Annotated in this window: 17 protein-coding genes and 8 pseudogenes; 12 read left to right on the top strand and 13 right to left on the bottom strand. The window is 55.5% G+C overall.

Annotated elements, in window-relative coordinates; translation table 11 throughout:
* Positions 1-6: 6 nt before the first annotated feature.
* The 4 genes and pseudogenes from SJQ66_RS29075 to SJQ66_RS29060 form a co-directional block, all read left to right on the top strand.
* Entirely contained in the window at positions 7-1668 is a 1662-nt protein-coding gene (locus tag SJQ66_RS29075; RefSeq protein ID WP_320533907.1) for a site-specific integrase, read from the top strand.
* Between the two features lie 232 nt (positions 1669-1900).
* The gene (locus SJQ66_RS29070; protein WP_320534854.1) at positions 1901-4366 is read left to right on the top strand and encodes a DEAD/DEAH box helicase; all 2466 of its coding nucleotides are present in this window, start codon (positions 1901-1903) and stop codon (positions 4364-4366) included.
* Between the two features lie 18 nt (positions 4367-4384).
* Complete coding sequence (locus SJQ66_RS29065; protein ID WP_320533906.1) at positions 4385-5395, top strand: hypothetical protein; 1011 nt, start codon at positions 4385-4387, stop codon at positions 5393-5395.
* A gap of 174 nt (positions 5396-5569) precedes the next feature.
* Positions 5570-5656 (top strand): annotated as a pseudogene (locus SJQ66_RS29060) (SEC-C metal-binding domain-containing protein); the annotation flags it as partial.
* A 168-nt stretch (positions 5657-5824) separates the two neighbouring features.
* Here SJQ66_RS29060 and SJQ66_RS29055 read toward each other — a convergent pair.
* From SJQ66_RS29055 to SJQ66_RS29045, 3 genes are read right to left on the bottom strand one after another with little or no spacing between them, the layout of a single operon-like run.
* The gene (locus tag SJQ66_RS29055) at positions 5825-6250 is read right to left on the bottom strand and encodes an IS66 family transposase (RefSeq protein WP_320534853.1); all 426 of its coding nucleotides are present in this window, start codon (positions 6248-6250) and stop codon (positions 5825-5827) included.
* Positions 6251-6309: 59 nt separating this feature from the next.
* A complete protein-coding gene (gene tnpB / locus SJQ66_RS29050; RefSeq protein ID WP_176026082.1) occupies positions 6310-6645 on the bottom strand; it encodes an IS66 family insertion sequence element accessory protein TnpB in 336 nt (111 codons plus the stop codon).
* A complete protein-coding gene (locus SJQ66_RS29045; protein ID WP_320534852.1) occupies positions 6642-7025 on the bottom strand; it encodes a transposase in 384 nt (127 codons plus the stop codon). The genes tnpB and SJQ66_RS29045 overlap by 4 nt, the downstream gene beginning before the upstream one ends.
* A 590-nt stretch (positions 7026-7615) precedes the next feature.
* Between SJQ66_RS29045 and SJQ66_RS29040 the strand changes: the two genes are divergently transcribed.
* A complete protein-coding gene (locus SJQ66_RS29040; protein WP_320533934.1) occupies positions 7616-8758 on the top strand; it encodes an IS30 family transposase in 1143 nt (380 codons plus the stop codon).
* A gap of 75 nt (positions 8759-8833) precedes the next feature.
* Here the strand turns inward: SJQ66_RS29040 and SJQ66_RS29035 are convergent.
* Positions 8834-9097 (bottom strand): annotated as a pseudogene (locus SJQ66_RS29035) (integrase core domain-containing protein); the annotation flags it as partial.
* Positions 9098-9178: 81 nt separating this feature from the next.
* On the opposite strand from SJQ66_RS29035, the gene SJQ66_RS29030 reads away from it, so the two are divergent.
* On the top strand, positions 9179-10471 hold the full coding sequence (locus tag SJQ66_RS29030) for an IS110 family RNA-guided transposase (RefSeq protein ID WP_046154612.1): 1293 nt from the start codon (positions 9179-9181) through the stop codon (positions 10469-10471).
* 228 nt (positions 10472-10699) lie between these two features.
* Here the strand turns inward: SJQ66_RS29030 and SJQ66_RS29025 are convergent.
* The 3 genes and pseudogenes from SJQ66_RS29025 to SJQ66_RS29015 all read right to left on the bottom strand — a co-directional run.
* Positions 10700-11511 (bottom strand): annotated as a pseudogene (locus SJQ66_RS29025) (IS3 family transposase); the annotation flags it as partial.
* Positions 11512-11614: 103 nt separating this feature from the next.
* Positions 11615-12937 (bottom strand): lytic murein transglycosylase, encoded by a 1323-nt coding sequence (locus tag SJQ66_RS29020; protein ID WP_320534851.1) that lies wholly within the window; start codon positions 12935-12937, stop codon positions 11615-11617.
* Positions 12938-13105: 168 nt separating this feature from the next.
* Positions 13106-14647 (bottom strand): IS3 family transposase, encoded by a 1542-nt coding sequence (locus SJQ66_RS29015; RefSeq protein WP_320534850.1) that lies wholly within the window; start codon positions 14645-14647, stop codon positions 13106-13108.
* A 23-nt stretch (positions 14648-14670) separates the two neighbouring features.
* Between SJQ66_RS29015 and SJQ66_RS29010 the strand changes: the two are divergent.
* A pseudogene (locus SJQ66_RS29010) lies at positions 14671-15386 on the top strand (IS6 family transposase).
* Positions 15387-15466: 80 nt separating this feature from the next.
* Here the strand turns inward: SJQ66_RS29010 and SJQ66_RS29005 are convergent.
* Positions 15467-15958: a hypothetical protein gene (locus SJQ66_RS29005; protein ID WP_176026228.1), complete on the bottom strand. Its 492-nt coding sequence runs from the start codon at positions 15956-15958 to the stop codon at positions 15467-15469.
* 223 nt (positions 15959-16181) lie between these two features.
* Between SJQ66_RS29005 and SJQ66_RS29000 the strand changes: the two are divergent.
* Positions 16182-16907 (top strand): annotated as a pseudogene (locus tag SJQ66_RS29000) (IS6 family transposase).
* Positions 16908-16970: 63 nt separating this feature from the next.
* Here SJQ66_RS29000 and SJQ66_RS28995 read toward each other — a convergent pair.
* Positions 16971-17267 carry an H-NS histone family protein gene (locus SJQ66_RS28995; protein WP_176026229.1) on the bottom strand — a complete coding sequence of 99 codons (297 nt, stop codon included), beginning with the start codon at positions 17265-17267 and terminating at the stop codon, positions 16971-16973.
* 471 nt (positions 17268-17738) lie between these two features.
* Between SJQ66_RS28995 and SJQ66_RS29840 the strand changes: the two are divergent.
* Positions 17739-18848, top strand: a pseudogene (locus tag SJQ66_RS29840) (sensor domain-containing diguanylate cyclase); the annotation flags it as partial.
* A gap of 161 nt (positions 18849-19009) precedes the next feature.
* Here the strand turns inward: SJQ66_RS29840 and SJQ66_RS28990 are convergent.
* Both SJQ66_RS28990 and SJQ66_RS28985 read right to left on the bottom strand, forming a co-directional pair.
* Positions 19010-19726 carry an IS6 family transposase gene (locus SJQ66_RS28990; RefSeq protein WP_320535400.1) on the bottom strand — a complete coding sequence of 239 codons (717 nt, stop codon included), beginning with the start codon at positions 19724-19726 and terminating at the stop codon, positions 19010-19012.
* 93 nt (positions 19727-19819) lie between these two features.
* A pseudogene (locus tag SJQ66_RS28985) lies at positions 19820-20050 on the bottom strand (IS5/IS1182 family transposase); the annotation flags it as partial.
* Positions 20051-20763: 713 nt separating this feature from the next.
* On the opposite strand from SJQ66_RS28985, the gene SJQ66_RS28980 reads away from it, so the two are divergent.
* The 3 genes from SJQ66_RS28980 to SJQ66_RS28970 all read left to right on the top strand — a co-directional run bounded on the left by SJQ66_RS28980 (position 20764) and on the right by SJQ66_RS28970 (position 25217).
* A complete protein-coding gene (locus SJQ66_RS28980; RefSeq protein WP_320535400.1) occupies positions 20764-21480 on the top strand; it encodes an IS6 family transposase in 717 nt (238 codons plus the stop codon).
* A protein-coding gene (locus tag SJQ66_RS28975; protein ID WP_407691584.1) for an IS3 family transposase occupies positions 21480-22674 on the top strand; the annotation gives its coding sequence in 2 pieces (ribosomal slippage) (positions 21480-21781 and positions 21780-22674; 1197 coding nt in all). The genes SJQ66_RS28980 and SJQ66_RS28975 overlap by 1 nt, the downstream gene beginning before the upstream one ends.
* A 227-nt stretch (positions 22675-22901) precedes the next feature.
* Complete coding sequence (locus SJQ66_RS28970; protein ID WP_320534849.1) at positions 22902-25217, top strand: glycoside hydrolase family 98 domain-containing protein; 2316 nt, start codon at positions 22902-22904, stop codon at positions 25215-25217.
* A 68-nt stretch (positions 25218-25285) separates the two neighbouring features.
* Here SJQ66_RS28970 and SJQ66_RS28965 read toward each other — a convergent pair.
* Together SJQ66_RS28965 and SJQ66_RS28960 are read right to left on the bottom strand one after the other, a co-directional pair.
* Positions 25286-25594, bottom strand: a pseudogene (locus SJQ66_RS28965) (DDE-type integrase/transposase/recombinase); the annotation flags it as partial.
* A gap of 261 nt (positions 25595-25855) precedes the next feature.
* Positions 25856-26299 (bottom strand): hypothetical protein, encoded by a 444-nt coding sequence (locus tag SJQ66_RS28960; protein WP_320533708.1) that lies wholly within the window; start codon positions 26297-26299, stop codon positions 25856-25858.

Raw genomic sequence — 26299 nt, 5'->3', positions numbered from 1 at the left:
CTCGCCATGCTTCGCGCCTGGTACGCAGGCCTGTCCTCGCGCGCAGCCATGGCCCGCTACCTGGGCGGGCGCAGGGCGGCAGGGGAATCGTCGAGGGGTCTCATAGGCGACATCCGCCGGCAACTGATTGCCTTTGCGCATAGCCGGCATCGCCCCGATCTGGCAGCCGTCTTCGAGCATACGACCACACAACGACACGCTCGGGCGGACACGGTCGAGCGCACGATCAGGATGCTTGGCTCGTTGCCTTTGCCGCAACCGCAAGTGACTGACGACGTCGCGCTGTGGTTTGCGCCGCGCACAGTGCGGGCGCTGCATGCTCACGGCATCCGCACACTCACGGATCTGACGGTACGCATTCCCCGCCGGCGCCAGTGGTGGACCAGGATCAGGGGGCTCGGAGCGAGCAGCGCTCGGGCCATCGAAGCGTTTTTCGCGGCGCGCCCAGCCTTGACTGAGCGTGCCCGCGCATTGATCACGCTTACGCACCCAGCCGGTATCGCGCCGTGGGAGCAGCTACGGCTGCCGCATGAAGTCGACGGTTCGCAGGGCACGTTGCGCGGCGCCCCGCGCGAGACCTGCACGCTCAATGCCACGAACGACTACGAAGCCGTGCAGGCGTGGCTCGCGCTGCACGAGACCGTCACGACGCAGCGCGCCTACCGCAAGGAAGCCGAGCGCCTGATTCTCTGGGCCCTCGTTGAGCGGGGCCGCGCGTTCTCGTCGCTAACAACTGATGACGCGATTGCATACCGGACGTTTGTACGGCGCCCCTCGCCACGTGAGCGGTGGGTTGGTCCGCCGCGCCCGCGCGATTCTGTCGAATGGCGCCCCTTCACGGGCGGCCTGTCGGCGCGCTCGACCGCCTACGCACTCACGGTCCTCTCGGCGCTGTATCGATGGCTCATCGAGCAGCGCTACGTACTGGCCAACCCCTTTGCCGGCATCAAGGTGCGCGGTACAGCCCTGCGCCCCGAGCTCGACACTGCGCGCGGCTTCACCGAAGGCGAGTGGCTGCTGCTGCGGGCCATTGCAGACGGTCTCGAATGGTCGTATGGCTGGTCCGCGCCTGCTGCACGGAGGCTGCGCTTCCTGCTCGACTTCGGCTACGCGACGGGCCTGCGAGCAAGCGAACTCGTCGGTGCCGTGCTGCGCGACATCCGTCCTGACGGGCACGGCGACCCCTGGCTTCACCTCATTGGCAAAGGCAGCAAACCCGGCAGGGTGACGTTACCGCCGCTGGCCACCGATGCGCTTGATCAATATCTGCTTGAACGAAGCCTGCCGGTCTCACGGGAGCGCTGGAACCCGGCCACTCCAATCCTCGCCGGCCTTGGCGAGCATGAGGACGCAGGTATTACGGGCGCGCATCTGTGGCGCGTCATGCGCCGGTTTTTTAGGGAAGCCGCTGGCGTACTTGAGGGAGAGCATCCGCTCCTGGCAGAAAAACTGCGCCGCGCGAGTCCGCACTGGATGCGCCACACGCATGCGACTCACGCACTCGGTCGCGGCGCGGAGCTGACGAGCGTACGTGAGAACCTGCGCCATTCGTCCATCTCAACGACCTCGATGTACCTGCGCGCAGACGACCTCAGGCGCTCCCGGCAGTTCGCTGAGGCCTTCGGGCGTTGCATCGGGAAACCGCGGACACAGTCTGATTTGCAGTGAAACCTGCCCCTTCGATCATCATGTCTTCGATCAATACGGATCATCTTGCTCCCACCGTTACGCCCGCAGGTCATCTTCTTGCTATGCCGCAAACCGATGCGCCCCCCGTGCCGGAAGACATCGCGCTCGACCGCGCTTTCCAGGCCGGAGCAGGCCACGGCCTGCTCCATCTCGGCAGCACAGTAATCGGGCGGGCATTGCCCCCGCCTGGGGCTGGTGGCGGGACTTTGCCATGCGTTACGTCACCGTGTTATGCACGACGCTCACCGACGGGAACATCGCAGTCATCGAACCGAACGCCAAGGACATCGGAAAGATGATCGAGGATGCGCCGCCCATGACGGGCGCCGAATATCTCACGCCGGAAGTGCTCGCGGCACTGTGGCGCGAGATCGGCAACGCCCTGCGCCAGGAGCTGGCCAGCGCGGGTGGCTCGCTTCAGGCATTTCTCAAATCGCGTCACCCCACCTGGAATCTGGTGGGCCGGGTTCACTTCAATCTTGCCGAGAACCGGAAAGACCCGGACGCCCCCTTCGCCTTTCTGGCCACCTATACGACGCGCGTCTCGGCGCATGGCAAGACCCAGCATCAGCCCCTGTCGCGCTCGCTCGAGGAATTCTCCGGCGCGCGCAACAAGGCACAGCTTCTTTCGCTGCTGGGTCCTGTTCAGCAGGCGGCCGAACGCTGCGACTGGGTGCGCGCGTTGCTTGAGTCGCGCGAGATCTATCATCCGTTGCGCTGGACGCCCACCGAGGCCTGGCACCTGCTCCAGGATTTGCCGGCACTCGAGGCCGCCGGCATCATTGTCCGGCTACCCGGTACGTGGACGACGGGTCGTCCCGCGAGGCCGGGCGTCACGGCCAGCGTGGGCACGAAACCGCCGTCGCTCGTCGGCAAGGATGCCTTGCTTGATTTCAACGTCGCGGTCTCGCTCGAGGGCGAACTATTAAGCCCCGCCGAAGTACGGACACTGCTGAAGGGTGCCGACGGTCTACAGTGGATCCGAGGACGCTGGATCGAGGTGGATACCCATAGGCTCGGCCGTCTTCTGCAACGCTTCGAAGATCTCGGGCGGGCCGCACAATCGGGGCTGCCATTCAACGACGCGCTACGCCTGCTGGCCGGCGTATCGGGCGATGAGGCCGATGTGCAGGAAGAGCACGACTGGGCACAAGTCGTCGCCGGATCCTGGCTGGCCGAAACCCTTCAGAACCTGCGTCAGCCGCAAGGCCTGGCGCACGTCGAACCCGGCCCCGGGCTGCGCACGCAGCTTCGGCCTTACCAGCAGGCGGGCGTGCAGTGGCTCTACCTGCTCAGCCGCCTCGAACTGGGCGCGTGTCTGGCAGACGACATGGGGCTCGGCAAAACGATCCAGGTCCTCGCGCTGCTCCTGATCCTGAAGCGCGAACAGCCCGCTCCGCAGCCAAGCCTGCTCGTCGCGCCGGCCTCCCTGCTGGCCAACTGGGCCTGGGAAGCCGAACGGTTTGCGCCCGGTCTGCGTGTCTTAGTCGCCCACCCCTCCGTCACGCCCACCGAGGTCCTGCGCGACCTCGATGAGGCGAAGCTCGCCCAAACCGACCTCGTCATCACCAGTTTCGGCGCGCTGCTTCGCCAGCCTGCGCTCGAGAGGATCCGTTGGCGTCTTGCGATCATCGACGAAGCACAGGCCATCAAGAACCCCGCGGCTAGGCAAACCCGGCAGGTCAAGAAGCTTCAGGCTCAGGCGCGCATCGCCCTGACCGGCACCCCTGTCGAAAACCGCCTCTCGGACTTGTGGTCCATCTTCGATTTCACGCATCCGGGCCTGCTGGGCTCGGCGAAGGATTTTGCCGGATTCAGCAAGCGTCTCGCGAAAGCCGGACACTTCGGTCCGCTTCGCTCGCTTGTGCGACCATACATCCTGCGCCGCCTGAAGACGGACAGGAACGTCATTGCCGATCTCCCTGAAAAAACCGAGCTTAAGGCCTGGTGCCACCTGAGCCCGTTTCAGGCCGCGCTGTACGAGCGCGCGGTCAATGACCTGGCCGCTGCGCTCGACGGGGCAGAAGGCATTGAGCGCAAAGGGCTCGTATTGAGCTACCTGATGCGTTTCAAGCAGATATGCAACCATCCGTCCCAGTGGCTCGGCGATGCGGCATGGAAGCCTGAGGCCAGTGGTAAATTTGCGCGTCTGCGGGAACTGGTCGAGGTGATTGCCGCGAAGCAGGAGAAGGTACTGGTATTCACTCAGTTTCGCGAAACCACCGAGCCCCTGGCCGCATTTTTGGGATCACTGTTTGGCCGCGAAGGTTTGATCCTGCATGGCGGCACCCCTGTCGGCAAGCGGCGCGAACTGGTCAGGCAATTTCAGGAAGACGAATTGACGCCCTTCTTTGTGCTGTCGCTCAAGGCAGGGGGAGCGGGGCTGAATCTGACTGCGGCTTCCCACGTGATTCATTTCGATCGCTGGTGGAATCCGGCCGTAGAAAATCAGGCGACAGACCGGGCCTTTCGCATCGGCCAGCGCCGCAACGTGCTGGTGCACAAGTTCGTCTGCCGGGGCACCGTTGAGGATCGGATCGACCAGTTGATCGAAACGAAACAACAGTTGGTGACGGATGTGCTCGAAGGCGGAGCGGAGCTGCTGCTCACTGAAATGAGCGATCGGGAGTTGCTGGATCTCGTCAGGCTCGATATACATTCCGCTCAGGAAAACTGATCACAAAGAGTGAGTCCAATGGGTTATTACGGTGGGTGGAAACCTTACGTTCCGGTGGCTGAGCGCCGACGAAAAGCTGCAAAGCTGGTCGCGAAAACCGTCAAGGCCGGCAAGACACTGTCGCCGATCCCGCCGTATCGCGGCGCCATCGCGAAAACCTTCTGGGGCAAGACGTGGTGCGATAATCTGGAGGGCTACAGCGACTACGGTAACCGCTTGCCGCGCGGGCGCACCTACGTGCGCAACGGATCGGTGGTCGATTTGCAGATCACTTCAGGAAAAGTCCATGCGCAGGTCATGGGCTCGAGCCTCTACACGGTCAATGTCGACGTCGCCGCGTGCACCCCTCAACACTGGCGTACGCTGGTCGACGGCTGTACGTCATCGATCGATTCCATGGTCGAGCTGCTGCAGGGCAAGCTCTCGGGTGCGGTAATGGAACGGATTTGCAAGCTAGGCACGGGACTGTTTCCGACACCGAAAGAAATCCGGTTCGATTGCGGCTGCCCGGACTGGGCGTCGATGTGCAAGCATGTTGCCGCAGTGCTGTATGGCGTAGGCGCACGGCTCGACCAGCAGCCCGAACTGCTCTTCACGCTGCGGGGTGTGGATGCCACCGATCTCATCAGCAGCACGGGGGCCGGATTGTCCGCAGCGGGAACCGCGCCCGCGTCGGGCAAGGTCCTCAAGGACGCGGCCCTGGGCGACGTCTTCGGTATCGAGATTGACACCGGGCCGCTCGCCGCACCACCTGTCACCCGCAAACGGACAGGCAGGCAGTCCGCCCCGCGAACGGACCGGGTTGCCAAACCATCGCCGCCAGAGAAACCGGCATCGAGCGCAAAATCGACCTCGAAAGGCAAAGAGGCGACGCCCAGGGCGGTAGTCAAATCCATCGCTGCCACAAAACCGGCTGGCAAAGCGCGTGGAGATACGCCGAAAGCGATCCGCTCAACCGCCTCGCAAAAATCGCCCACACGCTCGCCTGCGACGCAGCGGTCCCCGCAAAAAGCAAAAGCATCCAGATGAAGACAAAGTCATGGTCACCGTCAAATATGATGATCTTTCCTCGGCCTTCGAACTTCGTCCGCTATGCATCTCGCCCAACTCTGGGCCGCATTCTGTCAGCAGCATCCGCGATGTTTCGAGTGTTTCGCGCATCGCGACACGTTCATGAAGACGGCGGGCGAGCACATCCTTGTGCCCGTGAAGAACGAACCGAAGATGGGCAGAAACGATCCATGCCCATGTGGATCGGGGAGGAAGTACAAGAAGTGCTGTGGCTCGTGACCAACTGAACCCAGTGAATCCCAGTGGCTCGTGGAGTGAAGTCATACGAGCTCCGTGCGATCATCGATTGTTCCGAAGAGTTTCATCTTTACGTCAATTGACCGAAAACCGTTGTGACATAAGGCTCACTCCCTCCGATTGCGTTGCCGAATCGAAAAAGTCTCGACTTTAGTACAATTTCGTACCAACTTTAGTTCGTTTGACAACATCCTCGCCAATGCGTTTGAGTTGGCAGCCGCACTGGCACAGCGTTGACTCGGGTTCGTGGTGTAAAACGACGCGCGGCAATGCTGCTGGGAGCGCCGCGCGGCGCGGCTTGTTCGCCTCGGTCTCGCGCGGCGGCTGCCCGGACATGTGCGCGAGTTCGTGTTCGACGGCGATCAGGTCGGCATCGATCGCCTCATCGAGCAAGCTACGCTGCTCGGGCGGCAACTTCTCGCTCTTGGCAGCGAACTGCAAACGCCGCAGTACCGCGATCTCGTGAGTGAGCTTCGCGTTGACGGCCTCTTTGTGACGCACATCCGATATCAACTGCACGGCCAGTGCACGCAGTTCTTCTGCGCTCATGGACTGGAGTTGTGTCGGATCGATCATAGGCGCTATTGTGCCAGGGCAAGAGGACCTCGCCTATTGGCGCACGTGCCGATTGTCCTTCAGGTGACACGCACGACCGCGTCTTCTCCCAGGCGTTGCCAAGGTAGGCCGAGCACCAGTGCTGCGAGTTGTTCCGAGGACAGTGGCAATGGTTGCCCGACGCCACGTTGCGGCCAGACGAAGCGGCCCGTGTTCAAACGCCTGGCTGCCAGCCACACGCCAAATCCATCATGCACAAGCACCTTGATCCGATTGGCTCGGCCATTGGCAAACACATAGGCATGGTGCGGGTGTGCGGCGCCGAAGACCTTGACCACACGTGCCAGTGCGGTCTCGGTGCCGGCACGCATGTCCATGGGCTCGATGGCGAGCCAGATGGCGTCGATACGGATCACCGTAAAATCTCCCGCACCCAGGCGGCGCTGTCGTCCAGGCGGCCAGCAGGCCAATCAATGGCAATCGTGATGCCGTTGCGCTGAACTTCGATGCGCACCGGCACCGAGGGGCTCTCGGGCGCAGGTGACGTTACTGCCATTGGCAACGGGATGAAGGCCGGCACCGTATCAATGTGCTGCGTTGCCTTCTTCGGTGAGGGTGTCTGCCCAGATTCTTTGATCCAACGACGCAGTACATTGGGATTCATGCCGTGCGAGATCGCGAGTGCGGAGCACGACATGCCGAGTTGCTGACTTTGTGCGACCAGATCGGAGCGAAATTCACGCGAATAGGTACGACGGGTTCTGCCTTTATGGGACTGCTCTTCTATAGGGTACACGTGCCCGCTTCCATGATCGTGGAAACGTATGCTCTTACACGCTAATGTCGGACGCTAGATGGGATGACCGGCCGCTTACGTCGAAACGCGAGCATAGCCGATCAACATGATTAGAACTTGGCTCGTGCAACTATCTGATGAATAGCCTCTAGAACTGGCTTCGCTCGCGCGTCATCAATCAGCGCTGGATTCCAGACCACGATCCAGCTCAACTCGTAGCTCAATGCCGCGCGCTCCTGTAGATCTCGGAAGAGAAACAGAACGCCATGAATATAGTTGCGAGGGTGCGGGTCGCCGGCAGCGACGACCTTGTGAAAGCACTTTACCCACTCAGCTTGCTCGGCCGTGAGTGTTGTCCCGTCACGCTCAAAGACTCCAATTATGGAGCGTTGACACGCGGGGTGGCCATGTTTTGAGGCGAGCTCGTTACCGCCGGCGGCCAAGAGGCAATCTGACCTGCTCCCCGCGATTGGTACGCGAATAATGTAGAGTCCGTTCCAAAGTGACCCTACCCCGGAATTAGTCCCGGCGGATTCAACCGGTCACTGCAACACCCCGATATTGATTGTTATAAAATCTGAGGTGTTGTTATGGCGGGCATATTTGGCCCGATGACGGATGCACGTAAGACCCGTATCTGGACTTTATGGCGAGGCGGCATTCCGATGAGCGAGATTGCGCGGGACATCGCAAAACCACCGGCGACGGTGTATTCGTACTTGCTTTACCACGGCGGGATTGAGCCTCGACAGCATATTCGCAGGCAGGGCAGTTTATCGCTGGAAGAGCGAGAGACTATTTCTCGGGAACTAGCGAGCGGTGCGAGCATGCGATCAATCGCTAAGAGCTTGAATCGGTCCGCCTCGACGATATCGCGCGAGATATCGCGTAACGGCGGCATTACTCGGTATCGCGCCTGCCATGCAGAGGCTGCTTTCTTCAAGCGATGTAAGCGGCCTAAATCGTTGTTGTTACGCCGGTATCCGAAGCTGTGTCGACAGGTTATCGCGTTGCTGAAGCAGGATTGGTCGCCTGAGCAGATTTCGGGCTGGCTGAGACAGGAAAATGGGACCGGTGTTGGCATGAGTATTTCGCACGAGACGATCTACAAGTCCCTTTTTATTCAAACGCGTGGCGTATTGCGTGAAGAATTAAAAAAGCATCTTCGTATGAAGCGTATGTTCCGGCGTGCCAGAAACCACCAGACGCCGAGTCGCGGGAACATTCAAGGAGCGGTTTCAATTCGGGAGCGTCCAGCTGAAATTGAAGATCGCGCGATACCCGGTCACTGGGAAGGTGATTTGATCGTCGGTTCGCTGAACAGCGCGATCGCAACAATTGTTGAGCGACATTCTCGATTTACGCTGTTATGCAAGGTAAAGAACAAAGGCGCACTCACCGTGATAGAGGCTCTTGCCGGACAGATGCACAAACTACCCCGAGAGTTATCGAAGAGTCTTACCTGGGACAGAGGTCAGGAACTGTCTGCGCATAAGGCGTTCTCACTTGCCACTGATATGGCGGTCTACTTCTGTGACCCCAGCAGCCCCTGGCAGCGCGGCACGAACGAGAATACTAACGGACTGCTGCGTCAGTATTTCCCGAAAGGCACTTGTCTTTCGGGCTTCTCGCAGAAGGAGTTAGACAAGATTGCGGAAAAGCTGAACACGAGACCCAGAAAAACCTTGAAGTTCAAAACCCCGGCACAGGTTCTTCAAGCCGCGTTGCAGTGACCGGTTGAATCCGCCCCGCTCAGAAGTAGAGAAATCCGGCTTCGCGGTTACTTCTGACAACGCCGTTTCCCGCGCCTGGCGGGCGAATTCGGCAGGTGTCGCCCACTGCAATGCAGAGTGGGGACGACACTCATTATAATCCCTTCGCCACGCTTCGATTTTGCTCTTGGCGTCGTCCAGCGACAAGAACCAATGGGCATTTAGACACTCCTGCCGAAGACGGCCATTGAAGCTTTCACACTTGGCGTTATCGGTCGGCTTGCCAGGTCGGCTGAAGTCGAGTTCAACATTATTCTCGTATGCCCATTTGTCCATCACCTTCGAAATGAACTCGCTGCCGTAGTAAATGCAGAATGGTGGTCAGCCAATCCCAGTGACTGGCATCCTTAGGTTTCTCGAGGACCACAGGAGGACACCGTGATGGCTGACACTTCCAATACTACGACTGACGTGCATTTCCTTGCAATCGATGTTGCAAAGCAATGGAACGCTGTGTTGATCGAAACCGCGACCGGTATGAAGCATCGCTTCAAGATGGCAAACTCCGCTCAGGATTTTGACCGGCTTATCCAATTCATTCAAAGCCTTGGAGGTCGGTGTAAAGGTGCACTGGAGCCGACCGGCGATTACCACCGCCCAATAGCTCATCGACTTTTGATGGCCGGTGTCGATCTTGTCAGTGTGTCTTCGGTCGCACAGGCTCGCTACCGCGAGGCCAAATTCAACTCATGGGATAAAAATGATCCCAAAGACGCCTCAGTGATTCTGGATATGCTGAAACACGGCATCGTGCAGCAATACGTTGACCCGATGATCGCTGGCAACCATGATCTGCAAGAGCTGTCCAAGACTTACTTCCAGATATCGAGGTTGCGAACACGCGTTCAGCATTCAATCATCAATCACCACGTCCCTCTGTACTTTCCGGAGATGTACAAGTACTGGAGCAGCAGCCGCAGTGAGTGGTGGATACGATTCATGCTGGAATTTCCGACGCCGGCTCATGTGCAACGGCTGACGCGAGAAGAGTTTGTAAAAGCGGCGTGGGACCTTGTCGGTCGCAAGGTCGAGAAGACCCAAAAACTAGGTGAAATCTGGGACATGTCACAACAGTCAGCTGCGCTGCCGCATCACCCAGACAGCCTAGCCGTAGAAACATTTCGACTGTCACTTCGGCAACTTCAGCACTTCAACGAAGCGCGTACGAGTTTGGAGGAGCGTGCCGAAGCGGCATTATTGAACAATGCCGACTACGAACGTTTGCGAACGTTGCCAGGTATTGGTCCGATCATCGCACTTACCATTCTCGCGGAAGCGGGTGATTTGCGCCGATTCCGCCATTATCGGCAATTCCTGAAATATTGTGGCCTTGATCTGGCCAAGCATCAGTCTGGAACGGCACGAGGTCGTGAGCAGTTGTCCAAACGTGGAAACGCGAGACTGCGCTTGGCATTTTGGATGGCAGGCACTGTCGCAGTTCGCCTACGTGAGAATTCATTTAAAGATAAATACGATCGATATATCAAGTCCGATCCTGGCAACGCCGACTTAAAGCGCAAAGCCCTCACTGCTGTTTGCGCGAAGATGGCGCGAGTCGCACACGGAATGATTAAAACGAACCGTCCGTATCAGCGGTTCTTTGAACAAAGCTTACCCAGCGGATCGATCCCTCTCTGCAGGGCCGTTGAGGCACAGCAGCAAGTGACCTCGTAGATAATGATTGGACCTTCCGCTGGGCCCTTATGCTGTTTTAAGTAACGTGAAGATCGAGGTGCGGGCATCTCGAATCTTGTTTCTACTATGGTGAGCTGGGCGAGCCCGTTACAGAGCGGAAGACCGCTAGGAATGTTGCAGGACGCGCTCTTTTAAATGTGCGACGAGCGAAATCTCGCCGCCAGGGGATGCTGTAACTTTTTTGTCTGAGCCTATTGCATTTAGTACGTTGTCCATTTTGATAGTCCGCGGCAATCCACGCCACGCAACGATGTGGTTAAGTACGCGAACGACGTCTTCCCCTTTCAAGCTCTGAGCGACATCGATAGCCAAACTTTCACGCGTGAAGTTATCCACAACGCTCAATGCACGAAGCTTGCGCCCATCGAACAGTGCGTCGGCGACGAAGTCCATGCTCCAAATCTGATTCATCGCCGTGACCAGATGCTTGGGTTGGCGTAACTGTGCCGACTTGTTCCGCTTTGGCCGTTTGAGCCTGAGCGACAAGCCTTCTTCCTGATACAGTCGATACACCCGTTTGTGATTGTCCGGCCAGCCTTCGCGCCGTAAAAGAACATGCACCCGTCGATATCCGTAATGCACTCGGGTCTTTGCAATGTCCTTTATTCGCAGCAACAGTGCCGACGAGTCGCGCGCCACAGACTTGTAACGGTACAGCGAGCCTGACATCCGAAACAGTGCGCAGGCCTTCGTCAAACTCGCGCCATATCGGTCTCGCAACTCGTCGATGAGCAGTCGCTTGCGCGAAGGCTTTAAAGCTTTTTTGCTAAAACGTCCTGCAACATCGTCTTGTCCAAACTCAGGTCGGCCACCAAGCGTTTGAGCTTGGTATTCTCTTCTTCTAACTGGCGCAGCCGGCGCAACTCGGATGGCCCGAGACCGCCGTACTTCTTCTTCCAGTTATAGAACGTCGCTTCGCTGATGCCCAGCTTGCGGCACACCTCATCCACCTTCGTGCCCAACTCTGCCTGCTTCAGCGCAAACGCAATTTGCGCCTCCGTAAACTTGCTCGTCTTCATGGCATCTCTTCCCGGTTCGGACCAGTCAAATAATGCCGGATTCTCTAGTTTTCAACGAGACTATTTTCTGGGGTAGGGTCAGGTCAAAAATGTGAACAAGGGCCTAGTGACACAACAGTTTATCCAGCAATGCTTGGTCTGGATAACCGTCGACCGGCAATCCGACTTGTTGCTGATACGCTCGGACTGCCGCTATAGAACCCTGACCTAGGATGCCATCAATAGTACCCCGGTAAAGTTGCTTTTCTTGAAGCAGAATCTGCAACGCTTCGCGTTGCTTGCGCGTCAGGGGGAGCTCATTACGTGGCCAAGGTTTTTGTACCAGCGTGTCGCGAAGATAATTATCAGACAGCAATGCGACGGTCAGCGCATAGGAAATATCATTGTTATAACGAAGAATGGCACGGAAATTATCCGTTACCAAAAACGCCGGACCGTTCTTCCCGACCGGAAGTAACAGAGAGGCTTTTACTGCGGCAAGTGATTTCAGATCCCTCGGGACCACGGCCCGCACTCCCAAGAGTTGCCATTCTTTAATGGCTTTTTGGTTATCCATGCCAGAAGCGGAATAGTCGAACTTGGTCGGCAAGCTGATTTCAAAACCCCACGGCATGTCCTTTTTCCACCCGGACTTTTGCATATAGTTAGCTACCGAAGCCAGCGAGTCGGGGAAAGAGGTCCAGATATTGGGGTGATTGTCTCCATCAAAATCCACCGCGTATTGCAGATAAGATGCGGGAATGAACTGAGGCATCCCCATCGCCCCCGCCCAAGAACCCTTAAGTTGCTCCGGTAGCGCATCGTTTCTCTGGATTATACATAATGCGGCAATCAGATTTTGCCGGTTAAACGATTGGCGATAGTTATAATAATCGAGCGTGGCGAGCGAGCGGATGACGCTCTTTTCGCCTGCATTAAGCCCATAATTGCTTTCGATTGAAAGGAAAGCAAACAATAACGGAGAATCAACTGGATAACGCTGAGCAATGCGATTCAAGGTTTCCTTATAATTTTCAAGCAACGATTTCCCCTGAGATACACTATCCTGTGTTAGCCGCTGTTCAATGTAACTCCAGATGGGAGTTACTATTTCTGGCTGCTTTTGAGTGGCGGCGATAACGTCGCTATCTGGGTTTATGCTAACAAACACTTTGTCAAAGATATCAGCGCTGATTCCCTGGGAAAGAGCATCCTGGCGCAGCCCCGCTTTCCATTGTTCAAAACTCTGATTCGGAGCAGGCAAACCGGCTGTCGTTTCGGAGATACCATTCGACTTGAGCAGAGTATTAACATCCCTGCATTGACTGGCCTCATTGGCGGATGGATCTTGAGCGCGGCTGGCACATGCGGTCAGACTGCTACCAACGGCAATCAGCAAGAAAGCAGCGCCGACCTTAGAAATAGACTGTGTCGTTCTATTGATCATTTAAGGACCTAGGGTATAAGAAAATTTACGGATTACTGAACCACACCGGGATTGAACTGCCCCCCCGAAAGTTAGACCGTTTAAAGTCAGCGGGCTCCCGCCCGCATCCGATAGTCAAGAGGACTCAAGCCGCCAAAGCTGGGGGTGCGGCCGAATTCTTGGACTGGTTTATCCGACAATTCCGAGACTTGCACGGTATTCAAGTGGGCTGAGAGAGCCAAGCGATACCTTGATCCGTTTCGCGTTGTACCACCGGATGTAGGCGTCGAGGGTCTCGATGAACTGATCAACGGTCGCACCCCGCCAATCTCGAGAATAAAACATTTCTGTCTTGAGTCGGCCGAAGAAACCTTCACAGGCTGCGTTATCGGGCGAGTATCCCTTGCGTGACATCGAGCGAATGAGCCTCGCATCGCGCATCCTAGATAGCAATCCCGGCCAACGATAGTGCGCACCACGATCGGAGTGGACCACGGGCCGACCAGCACTTTCGGCCACTGTCTCTATGGCACCATCCAGCATGGCATTGACGAGCTCAGCGTCTGGTCGTGTACCGATTGACCAGCTTACAACCAGGCCGTCGAAGCAATCTATCACGGGCGACAGGTACACTTTGCCGGCAGGGATCTGGAATTCGCTAATGTCGGTGAGCCATTTTTGATTCGGGCTCTCTGCACGGAAAACGCGATTGATGAGATTCGCCGGCGCCGGGCTGATTTCACCACGATAGGAGCCGTAGCGACGTCGTTTGGTTGTGGCGGCGCAGAGTCCCTCTTGTCGCATCAAACGTCGCACGACCTTCTCTGAGATCAAGACCTGCTGCCTGCTCAATGCCGCTCGGATCCGACGGTAGCCGTAGCAGCGATAGTTGCATTCGAAGATGTCTACCATGACACGACGCGCACCCACATATCTGTCGGTCACGAGCAGACGGGCGCGGTGATAAAAGTAGGAGCTGCGGGCGAGCCTCAGAGCCGACAACAACTCTGGCAGCGCATAGGTTTGTTTTAGGGCATCAACCAACGTCGTCTTCTCCCGGTTGCTCAGGAGCTGCAGGTCGATGCCCATCCCTTTTTTTAATAATTCGTTCGCCTTCGCGAGGATATCGCGCTCGAGCTCTAGCTTGCGGATATCGCGCCGAAGCGATTCGACTTGCTTCTCCATATCCGAACGCTCGTGCTCCGGTGCTCGCTTCTCGTGACGTTTCATCGATGCTGGAGCCTCCCGGCCGAGTAGTTCGTTCTTCCACTTATATAACATCGGTCTGCTTACGCCCACTTTCTGGGCAAGCATGCGTGCACTGCCTTCTCTGGAGCACAGCTCAATGACGCTCCCCTGTTTCACCGCGAGCGACTGAGGAATGCTGCCGGCCACACGTCCAGCACGGCACTTGCCGATCTCAGGACACTGCTCTCTAATCCAATCCGTAAGTGTTCCACGACTCGGATAGCCCAAAGCCCGTAAGGTCGCTGCCACACAACGATCATGGCTCAAGTAATGATCCATGGCCAGCTTCTTCTGTTCGGCCGAGTACACCTGCTTGGAACGCGCATAGCCTGCCCTTAGATCACGACGCTGTTCGTATTCGAGGTGGCACGATTTTAAGGATTTCTTCGTCGGATATCCTAAATTCCGGATCGTTGCGCCAACACGTTTCCCTAACTTCAAATAAAGCCGAACCGCTCGCATGCGGTCTTCATACGAATACATGAACTACCTCCAGTTAGTCCAAGATTTTGTCCGCACCCCCTCTATTTACCGCGGCCATCATCATCAGCCTTGCGGTGCGATGGTATTTTCGCTTCTCGCTGAGCTGGCGCGACATCGAAGAATCATTGCTTGAGCGCGGCGTGATCGTCAGCTAAGAATCGATACGGCGGTGGCGCAATAAATTCGGGGCCCGGTTTGCCGCACATGTAAAAATCACCGGCCTTATCGCCAAAACCTGGCATATCGACGAAATGTTCGTGCGTCTTCGTGGTGAGCCATACTGGCTATGGCGTGCCGTCGACGAACACGGCCGCGAACTCGACCTCCTATTGCAAAAGGATCGAGATACTGCCCCAGCCAAACAGTTCTTCAAGAGGCTTTTGCGCAACCACCCGGCACCGCGCGTCATCGTGACAGATCAGCTTCGTAGTTACCCTGACGCCAAAGCCTGCGTGCCAGCGCTTGGCAAGACGAAGCCCATCTTCGTACGGGCTGCCGCACGCGTGAATAATCGCGCCGAAAATACCATCAACCGACCCTAGAGCGGGAGCGCCGCATGCGTGGCTTAAGAGATTTGCGACGAGCACAGCGCTTCCTCTCGAACTTCGGCCCCATTCGACAGCATTTTGCACTCAAGCGCGAAATACTTGGCTCCATCGAACACCGTCGTCAGCTCACCGCGCATCTTGCGTCATGGCAGCAACTTACGCTTGGCAGCCAAAATCCGTCCGCGTTTTGAAAGCACGCCGTGAAATGCCCTTTTTCCGGCCCACGCCCGCTAACGGGACAATGCAGTAAAAGTGACCTGTCAGCGTTAGTTCACTGACCTTCTTGTTTTGGGCCCGAATGCGTTTGCCATGTGATCGAACGCGGATCGGCAATCGAGTTCTCGCGTTGAGAAAAGCGACCGTACTGCGGCGCGATGTTCGGATCGTCTTCCCATGTCGCCTGCTGCGTGAACATGTCGGTCTTCCGGTTGAATTTCAGATAATGGTGCGCCGTTTTTCCTCCCCAGTCCGATGAGGGCAGCGAAATATAGTCGACCGCGTATTCGTCGTCTGTCAGATGGCCATGCACGACATAGACCCCATAATGTTCTTCACCGGGCGAAATGATCTTGTAGACGCCATTATCGTAGTAATACAAGGTAGCGTCCGGAAAAGGTTTTTTTTCGTACATCTTTTGATAGAACAACTTCTGCTCGATTGTTGGTTTTCCGAATTGAACCGTGATAGATGGGGGCGTGTTTTCCGCTGCGCCTGCTGGCAGCATGGCCAAAATCGTGGGAAACAACATTATTTTCTTCATCATGATGACGACTAGAGGGGAAAGAATCTCGCCGGTTGCGATTTATCCAGGAAACGATGGTCTGATAGCCTCTTCCGGATCATAATCGGGACATCGCGCGTAGCAGCATAAAAGCCGTCCAGAATCGACCTCCATCTTCCAATGTCTGACTATACTGGATTTTCATCGGCCAAACGGGAATTCGTGGCACTGTCACGTTAGCGAAGCGATCGTGTAAGCTAGGTGGATGAAATCCTGGTCTATTTACCGCGGCCACCGATTCCCGCCTGCCATCATCAGTCTTGCGGTGCGCTGGTACTTTCGCTTCTCGCTGAGCTTGCGCGACATCGAAGAATTATTGCTTGAGCGCGGCGTGATCGTCAGCTACGAATCGATACGGCGGTAGCGCGATAAATTCGGGGCCCGGTTTGCCGCACAGGTAAAGACCACCGGCCGGATCGCCAAAACCTGGCATCTGGACGAAATGTTTGTGCGTCTACGCGGTGGGCCTTATTGGCTCTGGCGCGCCGTTGACGAGCAAGGGCAGGAACTCGACATCCTTCTGCAAAAGCGTCGTGACACCGCTGCGGCCGAACGATTCTTCAAACGGATCTTGCGCAACCACCCGGCACCGCGGGTCATCGTGACAGATCAGCTTCGTAGCTACCCTGCCGCCAAAGCCCGAGTGCCCACGCTGGCCAAGACGAAGCACATCTTCGTACGGGCTGCCGCACGCGTGAATAACCGTGCCGAAAATAGCCATCAACCAACACGTGAACGCAAGCGCCGCATGCGTGGCTTAAGAGATTTGCGACGAGCACAGCGCTTCCTTTCGAACTTCGGCCGGATTCGACAGCATTTTGCACTCAAGCGCGAAATACTTGGCGCCATCGAACACCGTCGTCAGCTCACGGCTCATCTTGCGTCATGGCAGCAATTTACGCTTGGCGGCCAAAATCCGTCCGCGTTTTGAAAGCACGCCGTGAAATGCCCTTTTTCCTGGCCACGCCCGATAACGTGACAATGCCCTCGCCCGTTACGATGTGCGTTGGATCAAGAATTGATCGTAATCCTTTCCGGCAATCCACTTCGGCGGCTTGCCGCGACCGGACCACGTCCAGCCAGTCTCTGGATCTCGGTAGATCGGCTGGGTCTTCACATTTTTGAGTTTGGACTTTTTCGGTTTCGGGACGTCTAGTTCAGCGATAGTGAAGCCGAACAGCGCTACCGTTTTACGTACCTCCGCGAGCGCGTCATTACGCTGTGCCGCGATCTGCTGCGCGATTTCCTTGTTCAGTGCCTCGCGCCGTGAGAGTAATGCTTCGAGATTCATGGCGTTTTCGGGATTAGGAGAGATTCCTTGTTCGTTGACGGTTTATTTTAACCTTAAACGGCATTGTCACGTTGTCTAGGTCTTCATGTGCCAAGCTTACCCGAACGCCTCGACAGCGTGACAATGCCTTCCTGTGTAGCAGCGCGAACGCCGAAGAAACACTCAACGATGTGAACCACGCGGTAATCGCGCTGCGCGAGCAGAAGAGCATTCGTGAAGTCAACCTCTGCCTGCTTCGCGTGCACGAATGGATGAATGACACGATTAACAATTAGGAATATTTAATGTTAAAAATACTTCGAAGTCACTAACGGCAAGCGGATGTTGAAGTAGGTGAATTGCGTTATATTTCCCTATCCCAGGTGCATCAGGGCGCTAACGGAAAAACGCCTTAGCATTTACCTAATACACAGCAATGCTTGGTCGGCCATCCTATTTATTATCTATAAAATAGTGGGAAGAATATCTGTCATGACGCGACAAGGCATAGCGACTATCAAACGCCGAAGCAACGATCGGCCAGAGAAAAGCCGCTATCGCCTATCACTGGCTAGCGCAGTGATAGGGGGTATCGCCGTTTTGCTTGTCATCGTTATCTTCACAAGCGCACTGGTTCGAATTGCAGTGGACCAATGGGGCGCACGAGATCGAGCAATTGCCGCTAGCGTGGAGTTGTCCAAGACGTTTGCCGCCCACGTCGCAAATAACCTCCACAATGCGGATACCTTAGCAAGGTGGGTGGAATACGAGTACGAGAAGGCTCCTCGCTCATTCACCCTATCTGATTACAGAAATCGGGGCTTGATGTCCGGAGACACGGTCGTGCAGGTAACGATTGTCGGCAAGGACGGGAATGTTTTGCAGACAACAACGCCGGGCATAGAAGCAATAAACGTCAACGACAGGCCGCACTTTCTGATCCACGCGAACAATCGCGACGCCGGCCTGTACATTAGCAAGCCAGTCATCGGCCGTGTTTCCGGGAAGTGGACCCTACAACTGACTCGCAGATTAGATAATCCAGATGGCTCCTTCGCTGGCATCGTCGTTGTCTCTGAAAGTCCGAATTTTCTTACCGATGGATTCTATGGTGCCGGTACCCTTGCGCCTGGCACACTGCTGTCTGTTATATCGGATTACGGATATTTGATATCGCGCCGAACCGGCTCGGCGAGCTCCTCACATGAAGGCCCTTCGGTCTCAGCGTACAGCGACATGATCGGGTCAAATGGCGGGGTGTTCACCGACCCGGTCGATGGTGTGAGGCGATTTGTCACGTATCACCATCTGGCCCAGTATCCCGTTTCCGTTATCGTCGGACTCTCCGAGAGAGACGAACTTGCTAGCTCCCAGCAATGGAAAGTCTTCTACCTGGGGCTGGCCTCATTCATTAGCCTCTTGATTCTCATCGTTGCTGTATTTTTCATACTGATGCTTGCAAGATTAAAGGCAGCGGCGGAGACGGACTCCTTAACGGGTTTGTCGAATAGATACTTGCTTACGGAAACGCTGCGCCGAAGAATGCATGCCTTGGGACCATCGGGCCAATTGGCGATGATCTATATCGATCTCGATAACTTCAAAAGAGTGAACGACGCCTTGGGACATAAAAAAGGCGACGAACTCTTGCTGCAGGTCTCGTATAGGGGGCGTTTGACGAAAGGGGCGACAAAGTACGTTAAGACGGTTCTGGAGCAAATAGGTAAGAGTGTTGAGAATGTTCTTACATGTAGGATATCTTATCAAGAAGACAGAACTGCATTCCATACGGCAGGCAGAGCGGTATCCCTGAGACCGATTTTAGTCAGATCGAACTGGCCCTTGCGAATGCGATGCATCAATTCGATGCCTGAGACCGTTGCCAAGGCGTTTCTGAACCGTTTGAAGCCGAGCATCACGTTCGTTCTGGACTTGATGTTTCGATGGTCCTGCTCAATCATATTGTTCAGATACTTCGAGGATCGGACCTTCGTGTGTTCAGGCAGTAGGCCATCGGCCTTCATCTCGCGCACCGCGCGGTGCGAGGTAGCGTAACCATCGAGCGCGATAGTCTCTGGTGGCTGCCCCTGGTGCATGATCGCCTTGCGAAAAAAGGCTTTGGCTGCTGCGACACCGCGTTTGGCCCTGAGTAAGAAGTCCACCGTCTGGCCATCTCGATCGACAGCCCGGTACAGATAGACCCATTTGCCACGACTCCTCATATAGGTCTCGTCGACTCGCCACGAGCCACCCGAAGGGATCGCAAATCGGTTCCAGCGTTTAACGAACTCTGGGGTAAAGCGTTTCACCCAGCGCATGATGGTGGTGTGAGCCAGCGATAAACCGCGCTCAGCCATCATTTCCACCAGATCGCGTAGACTGAGCTTGTAGCGAAGGTACCAGCGAACACACAGAATGATGATTCCTCGATCAAAATGTCGGCCATCAAACAGCCCGCTCTGACCTTTTGGCTTGCTCATCATCGATCCCCCGATTTTTGAGCAGCATGATGTAAAAGATTCAGACCACCTATTTGCACCAGAGCCGGTAAAAACCTGCCAGTATGGATTCTAGATCCATTGCCATACCACGTCCTCATCGGACAAGTCTAAGGCATGCTGCAAATGCAGTAGACCCGCGACCAAGCGCGGCGAACTTGCCGGTCGGCCATGCGACGAGACTAAGCTCGTACGCATCGCGCAGCTCAGCCGCTCCCAATCGATCAAGTCGCTCAACTTGACCAAGGGATGCTTCAGGTTGATCTGCTCGCGCAGCGGCTGTCGAAAGAAATCTTCCTCGGGCACAACATTCTTCGGACCCGTTCAAACCTCGTCAGAATTTGCAGGATTCAACACGTAATATGCCTGTTCCTTGCAAATGCCTCAACCCTGATACAGATTCAAAGCCTTATGCCATAAGGCTCTACGTATTGTTCAGGGTCGACTAATCAATAGATACTGATCGTTAGATAATTAAACGTATCTTTGAAGCACGATTTTACGAGATTCAGCACTGCGACTGAAAGCCCAGTTTTGCCAGACGTTTTGGCTTAAAAAAATAGATATCGGTTCCGGAATGTACCATCAAAAAAGCAGAAAAACGTGTTTTTATAGATAATCGGTAGAGCACGTGCTTGACGCGTTGGCAGAAACTTCGTAAATTTGACCTGGAGAAAAAACAAACTATCACGAATTGTTTTGGCTAAAAGCCCAGTTAAAGAAGACGTTCAGCTTTACTGACGATGTTTCAGTAGAGAAGTGCGTGGGCTAGTTTGAGGAGCGCTTCGTGAACGCTCGATCAGCGTTCACGAAGCGAATGTGAAGATGACGTAATCTATGAAGCCACGAATGAGTGCGTTTGACGACGCAACGGGAATTTTGCCCAGGCCGCTACGTATTCGGCACCGCGCCTAGTGATGACGCCTCTGATGGCGGGTTCGCGAAGTCGGTGGGGCTCTGGTGCAAATAGGTGGTCTGGATCTTTTACATCATGCTGCTCAAAAATCGGGGGATCGATGATGAGCAAGCCAAAAGGTCAGAGCGGGCTGTTTGATGGCCGACATTTTGATCGAGGAATCATCATTCTGTGTGTTCGCTGGTACCTTCGCTACAAGCTCAGTCTACGCGATCTGGTGGAAATGATGGCTGAGCGCGGTTTATCGCTGGCTCACACCACCATCATGCGCTGGGTGAAACGCTTTACCCCAGAGTTCGTTAAACGCTGGAACCGATTTGCGATCCCTTCGGGTGGCTCGTGGCGAGTCGACGAGACCTATATGAGGAGTCGTGGCAAATGGGTCTATCTGTACCGGGCTGTCGATCGAGATGGCCAGACGGTGGACTTCTTACTCAGGGCCAAACGCGGTGTCGCAGCAGCCAAAGCCTTTTTTCGCAAGGCGATCATGCACCAGGGGCAGCCACCAGAGACTATCGCGCTCGATGGTTACGCTACCTCGCACCGCGCGGTGCGCGAGATGAAGGCCGATGGCCTACTGCCTGAACACACGAAGGTCCGATCCTCGAAGTATCTGAACAATATGATTGAGCAGGACCATCGAAACATCAAGTCCAGAACGAACGTGATGCTCGGCTTCAAACGGTTCAGAAACGCCTTGGCAACGGTCTCAGGCATCGAATTGATGCATCGCATTCGCAAGGGCCAGTTCGATCTGACTAAAATCGGTCTCAGGGATACCGCTCTGCCTGCCGTATGGAATGCAGTTCTGTCTTCTTGATAAGATATCCTACATGTAAGAACATTCTCAACACTCTTACCTATTTGCTCCAGAACCACCTTGAGCCCGGTAAGACGGTCTCGATGGTTGCTCGCCAGCACGGGGTAAATCCGAACCAGTTATTCCACTGGAAGAAGCTGTACCAGGACGGCAGCCTGTCGGCCGTGTCGGCTGGCGAGGAAGTCGTGCCGGCCTCGGAGCTGTCGGACGCGCTCAAGCAGATTCGAGAATTGCAGCGCTTGCTTGGCAAGAAGACCGTGGAAGTCGAAATTCTGAAGGAGGCGGTGGAATACGGTCGCCAAAAAAGTGGGCTGCGCGCTCGCCCTCATTGCCGGAGGACGAGCGGTGAAGCAGGTCTGTGACGTTCTGGGTGTTGCGCGTTCGAACGTCTCGGTGAAGCGTGTTCGAACAGCCGAGTGGCAAGACGGGCGTACTGCTGCGCGAGGTGACGACACACCTTTGGTTGCCGAAATTCAGCAGAGTGTGAAGGACTTGCCGAGCTATGGTTATCGGCGCGCCTGGGGCCTGATGCGCGGCGAGCGGGAGCGTTCGCAGGCAGCGCCCGTGAACCACAAACGCGTCTATCGTGTGATGCGTGCTCATGGGCTGCTGCTGCAACGAAAGCCCAAACGGCCAACCATCATTCGGCGACATGACGGTCGAGTGGCGGCCGACAAAAGCAATCAGCGATGGTGCTCGGATGGCTTCGAGTTCCGATGCGAGAACGTCGAGCCATTGCGCGTGACGTTCGCCTTGGACTGCTGCGACCGAGAAGCGATGAGCTGGGTGGCGACCACTGGCGGGTATACGGGGAACGACGTGCGTGACGTGATGCTTGTCGCGGTGGCGCATCGATTTGGGAATGTTGATGGCGTGCCCAGCGCAATTGAGTGGCTCAGTGATAACGGTTCGGGCTATATTGCGCCGGAGACGCGGGCATTTGCGAACGGTATCGGTCTTACACCGCTCACAACACCGGTGTGCAGTCCGCAAAGCAACGGGATGGCGGAGAGCTTCGTGAAGACGATGAAGCGCGACTACGTCGCCTTCATGCCCAAGCCTGATGCGATGACGGCAGTGCAAAATCTGGCGCTCGCCTTCGAGCATTACAACGAGAAGCACCCACATAGCGCGTTGAAGTATCGCTCCCCATGCGAGTTTCGGCGCAAGACAGAGTCATTAACCTTGGTGTGATGCTGTGTCCGGAAATACGGGGGCAAATCCATGGAGCCGTTTAAACACTTTCGACATCACAGCCAGCTTTTGCTTCATGGATTGGATCGTTCGCTCGGGGTCTTCAGAATAACAGACCGCCTTATTGCGACAGAACCTATTAGACCACTACAATCCAAGGTTAGCCGTTTTACGGGAACGTAAACAGCCACTCTGGGCTCTTTTTGAACTCGCCTTTTAGGAAACACATGGCATCCATCAAGCTAAATCCTGAACGAAGTGGTCACTCGGGCAGCCTTCTTTGTCTTCTGCTGACTACAGTGCTTGTTGCATGCGGGGGCGGCACGAACGATGGTGAGGCAGTATCCGCATCCGAATCCGCCGCCAAAGTCGTAGCCGTAGCCACACCTCCGGCCGATCCGACCATGCGTCGAACTGTCTCGCCGGAGCAGCCGCTCTTCTTGATTCATGTCGATACTTGGAACCAGGCCGATCCCCAGAAGGTCATCGACCTCATTCCACCCGATATTCGTCCGTACGCCGTGTTGAATCTTTCCCTATCGATTGACCACAACGGCGCAACGGGAAATCAATGCAACTGGACTCAAGTGGAGGATGGAATCGATACCGCCCGGTCATGGATGAAAACAGCGGCCCAAAATGGAATATGGGCGATGATTCAGCCGTCTAGTGGGGGGTTCTCGCAATTTCCGGACTACGCCCCGTCCGTCGACCTCGAGTCGACGGTGTACGGGGAGTTTTTCCGCGATTATCCGAACTTTCTTGGCTTCAACTATGCCGAGCAGTTTTGGGGGTTCGGTTCACCATGCGCGGCACCATCAGCGCAGGAGCGATGGGAGCATTGGTCAAACTTGTTGAAGCTGACCAATAAGTATGGCGGTCTTTTGGCTGTGAGTTTTACCGGTGGATACTATGGGGCAGCAATCAATCCATTGGCAATGGTGAAGCGAGATGCGCTCTTGGAGTCTGCGCTAAGGAAGTACTCAAAGAACTTCATCATTCAGGAAAAATTCACCTCGAACTATGGATTCTATGATAACGAGAGTGTGAGCATGGGGATGTGGCTCTCCGGTTATGCGGGTTCCTATGGGATACGAACTGATAGAACTGGCTGGTATCCCATCGATGGGTCGACGGATTATCCGATTCCGGCGGGTTCTCCGCATCTGATCGAGCACCTTGCGTTTACAGGTGAAACTGTCTTTGACGGTCCCGAACTTATTTGGCTTGACGCTGTCAAAACCCTTCCTAACGGCACGACCGCGGATGGGTACACTACCAGACTTTGGGATTTCTACCCACACTATCGAAATATTCACCTCGACATTTATCGAAAAATCCTCGACGGCACGTTGCGCATCTTGAGCCGCCAAGAGGTCGTCGATCGCACAAAGATGGTTATCGTGAATGACGTAACATCAGGGAACGATCAGGCAGTGTATTCGTCACCGGACACCCTGTTTCAAGATCTATACTCGATGGATGGAAATGGTATTCTACTTGACCAGCATAGCTGGTATAAAAAGACAGGGCGATACCCTGCAATTCCGACTGTCTGGCAATTGACCGATTCGATTTCGCAGTCGTTTTCATCGAAAATTAACAAATCAACACTCGCAACCCGCTGGCCAACCTCGACGCAGAAGTTGGCGGAGTTCAATGCGCTGTTTCCTCAAGAATACTCTGGTGATATTTATGCTGGAAGACAGGAAAATACATGGGTTACCTATAATCCATACAAGACAAATCGCAACGCGACCGGAAACATTCCATTCAAGTACAATACTTGCTCGTCGATCGATCTCAATTATACCGAATTCACTTCGGGCGTTATCAAGGAGTACCCTGACAAGGTTACGATTTATCTCACGAACTACGACGATGTGAATACGTCTTTCAAGACTCAGACCTTTGCGATCAACGGGGCGACTGTCGAGCCAACGCTCACCTTCAATGACCGTGGGGATCATCAAGCGAGTCAGGTTACGACTACATGGTCGGGCGGTGTCTACACGGTTACCGTCAGTCACAACGGACCATTGGATATTAATCTGACCTGCTCTGGCTCGGCCACGGACCGCTTGACGGCCTACAAGGTAGCGACAATCGTAGCACCCGCGTCGCCGGCAGCTTACACCGGGCCCCTTCAATACGAAGCCGAATATTTCGACTTTAAGAACATCGGCGCTCTCGTCAGCAACGGAGTGGGGGGCGCGCTGCGCAACTATCAGGGGCTCGGATACTTGAATTTTGGGGGCAGCGATTCGGCGAGCATAAGAGATACGGTGACCGTCCCGTCCGGAGGCGCCTACACATTGATGACGCGATATGTTGATGCCGACGCAAGCGTCAACAACATTGATCTGTATGTCAACGGCATCAAGGTAGCAACGCCACTATTCGCCCAGACAACGACAAATAGTGATTGGGCTACAGATCAACAGGCAATAAATCTCAATGCAGGGAAAAATATTATCGAATTCCGATCGAACGGAACGAGGTCATCCAACCTATACTTCGACAATATTGTGATATCAAAATAGGTGTAAGCGGTGGTTCTGGTACAAATAGGTAAGAGTGTTGAGAATGTTCTTATATGTAGGATATCTTATCAAGAAGACAGAACAGCACTCCATACGGCAGGCGAAGCGGCATGATTGAGACCGAGTTTGTTCAGATCGAACTGGCCCTCGCGGATGCGATGCATCAATTCGATGCCTGAGATCGTTACCACGGTATTTCTGAACCGTTTGAAGCCAAGCATTACGTTCGTTCTGGACTTGATGTTTCGATGGTCCTGCTCAATCACATTGTTCAGGTACCTCGAGGACCGGATCTTCGTGTCCTCGGGCAACACGCCATCTGCCTTGATCTCACGGACCGCGCGGTGTGACGCGGCATATCCATCGAGCGTGATCGAGGGGCGGCCGGGATTCGTGAAATTTTCGCCAAAAACACCTTAACCCAATGATTTCAAATGGGAAGCTCTGATTTTTATCAGTTTGGCGCCGTTGGTTTGTTGGTGGCCTATCGTTTGTGGGCTCCGAACGCCCGATCAAACTGACGAGCCCTCTGCACTTCGTCGCTGTGCAGATAGGTGGCTAAAAGTGCCCAACGCCCATAAATGGAAAATCCCCCTGTACCTCCTGCCAGACAAGGCTTTCGGGAGGACGTATCGGGTTTACGGGCGCTGAACCTGGGTGCGAAGGTTTTCGATCCGCAGCGCCATGGGCTCAAAGATGGCGCGCATCGTTTCCCGGGAGACTTCCGGGACATCGGCCTGCAGCAACAGGGCAGGCAATTGCGCAAGCAAGGTGGTCCACTGCTGCCAGGTGTGCTCCAGCAGTTCGGCCTTCACCCAGAGATCGCGCTGCGGACGGGCATCGAGAATCGTCTGGAACTCGCGCTCGAGCGTCGCGCCGTCCGAGAGAAGGCGCAGGACGGTGGGCTTGATGGAATCAGGCAGCTCCTGTCCGGACTTTGTCCTGCCGGCATCCTTGAGCCATGCCTGCTCGAAGAGCTCGCCATAGCGGTACAGGCCTGGGTACGTCTGGCACAGCGACACGAGCAGTTCGTTGGAGGTGGTGTTCCAGAGCCGTTGCAGCTCGGGCGTATAGGCAGCCAT

The sequence above is a fragment of the Robbsia andropogonis genome (assembly GCF_034047095.1).
Taxonomy (GTDB): domain Bacteria; phylum Pseudomonadota; class Gammaproteobacteria; order Burkholderiales; family Burkholderiaceae; genus Robbsia; species Robbsia andropogonis.
This window is presented reverse-complemented; position numbering and strand designations above follow the sequence as displayed.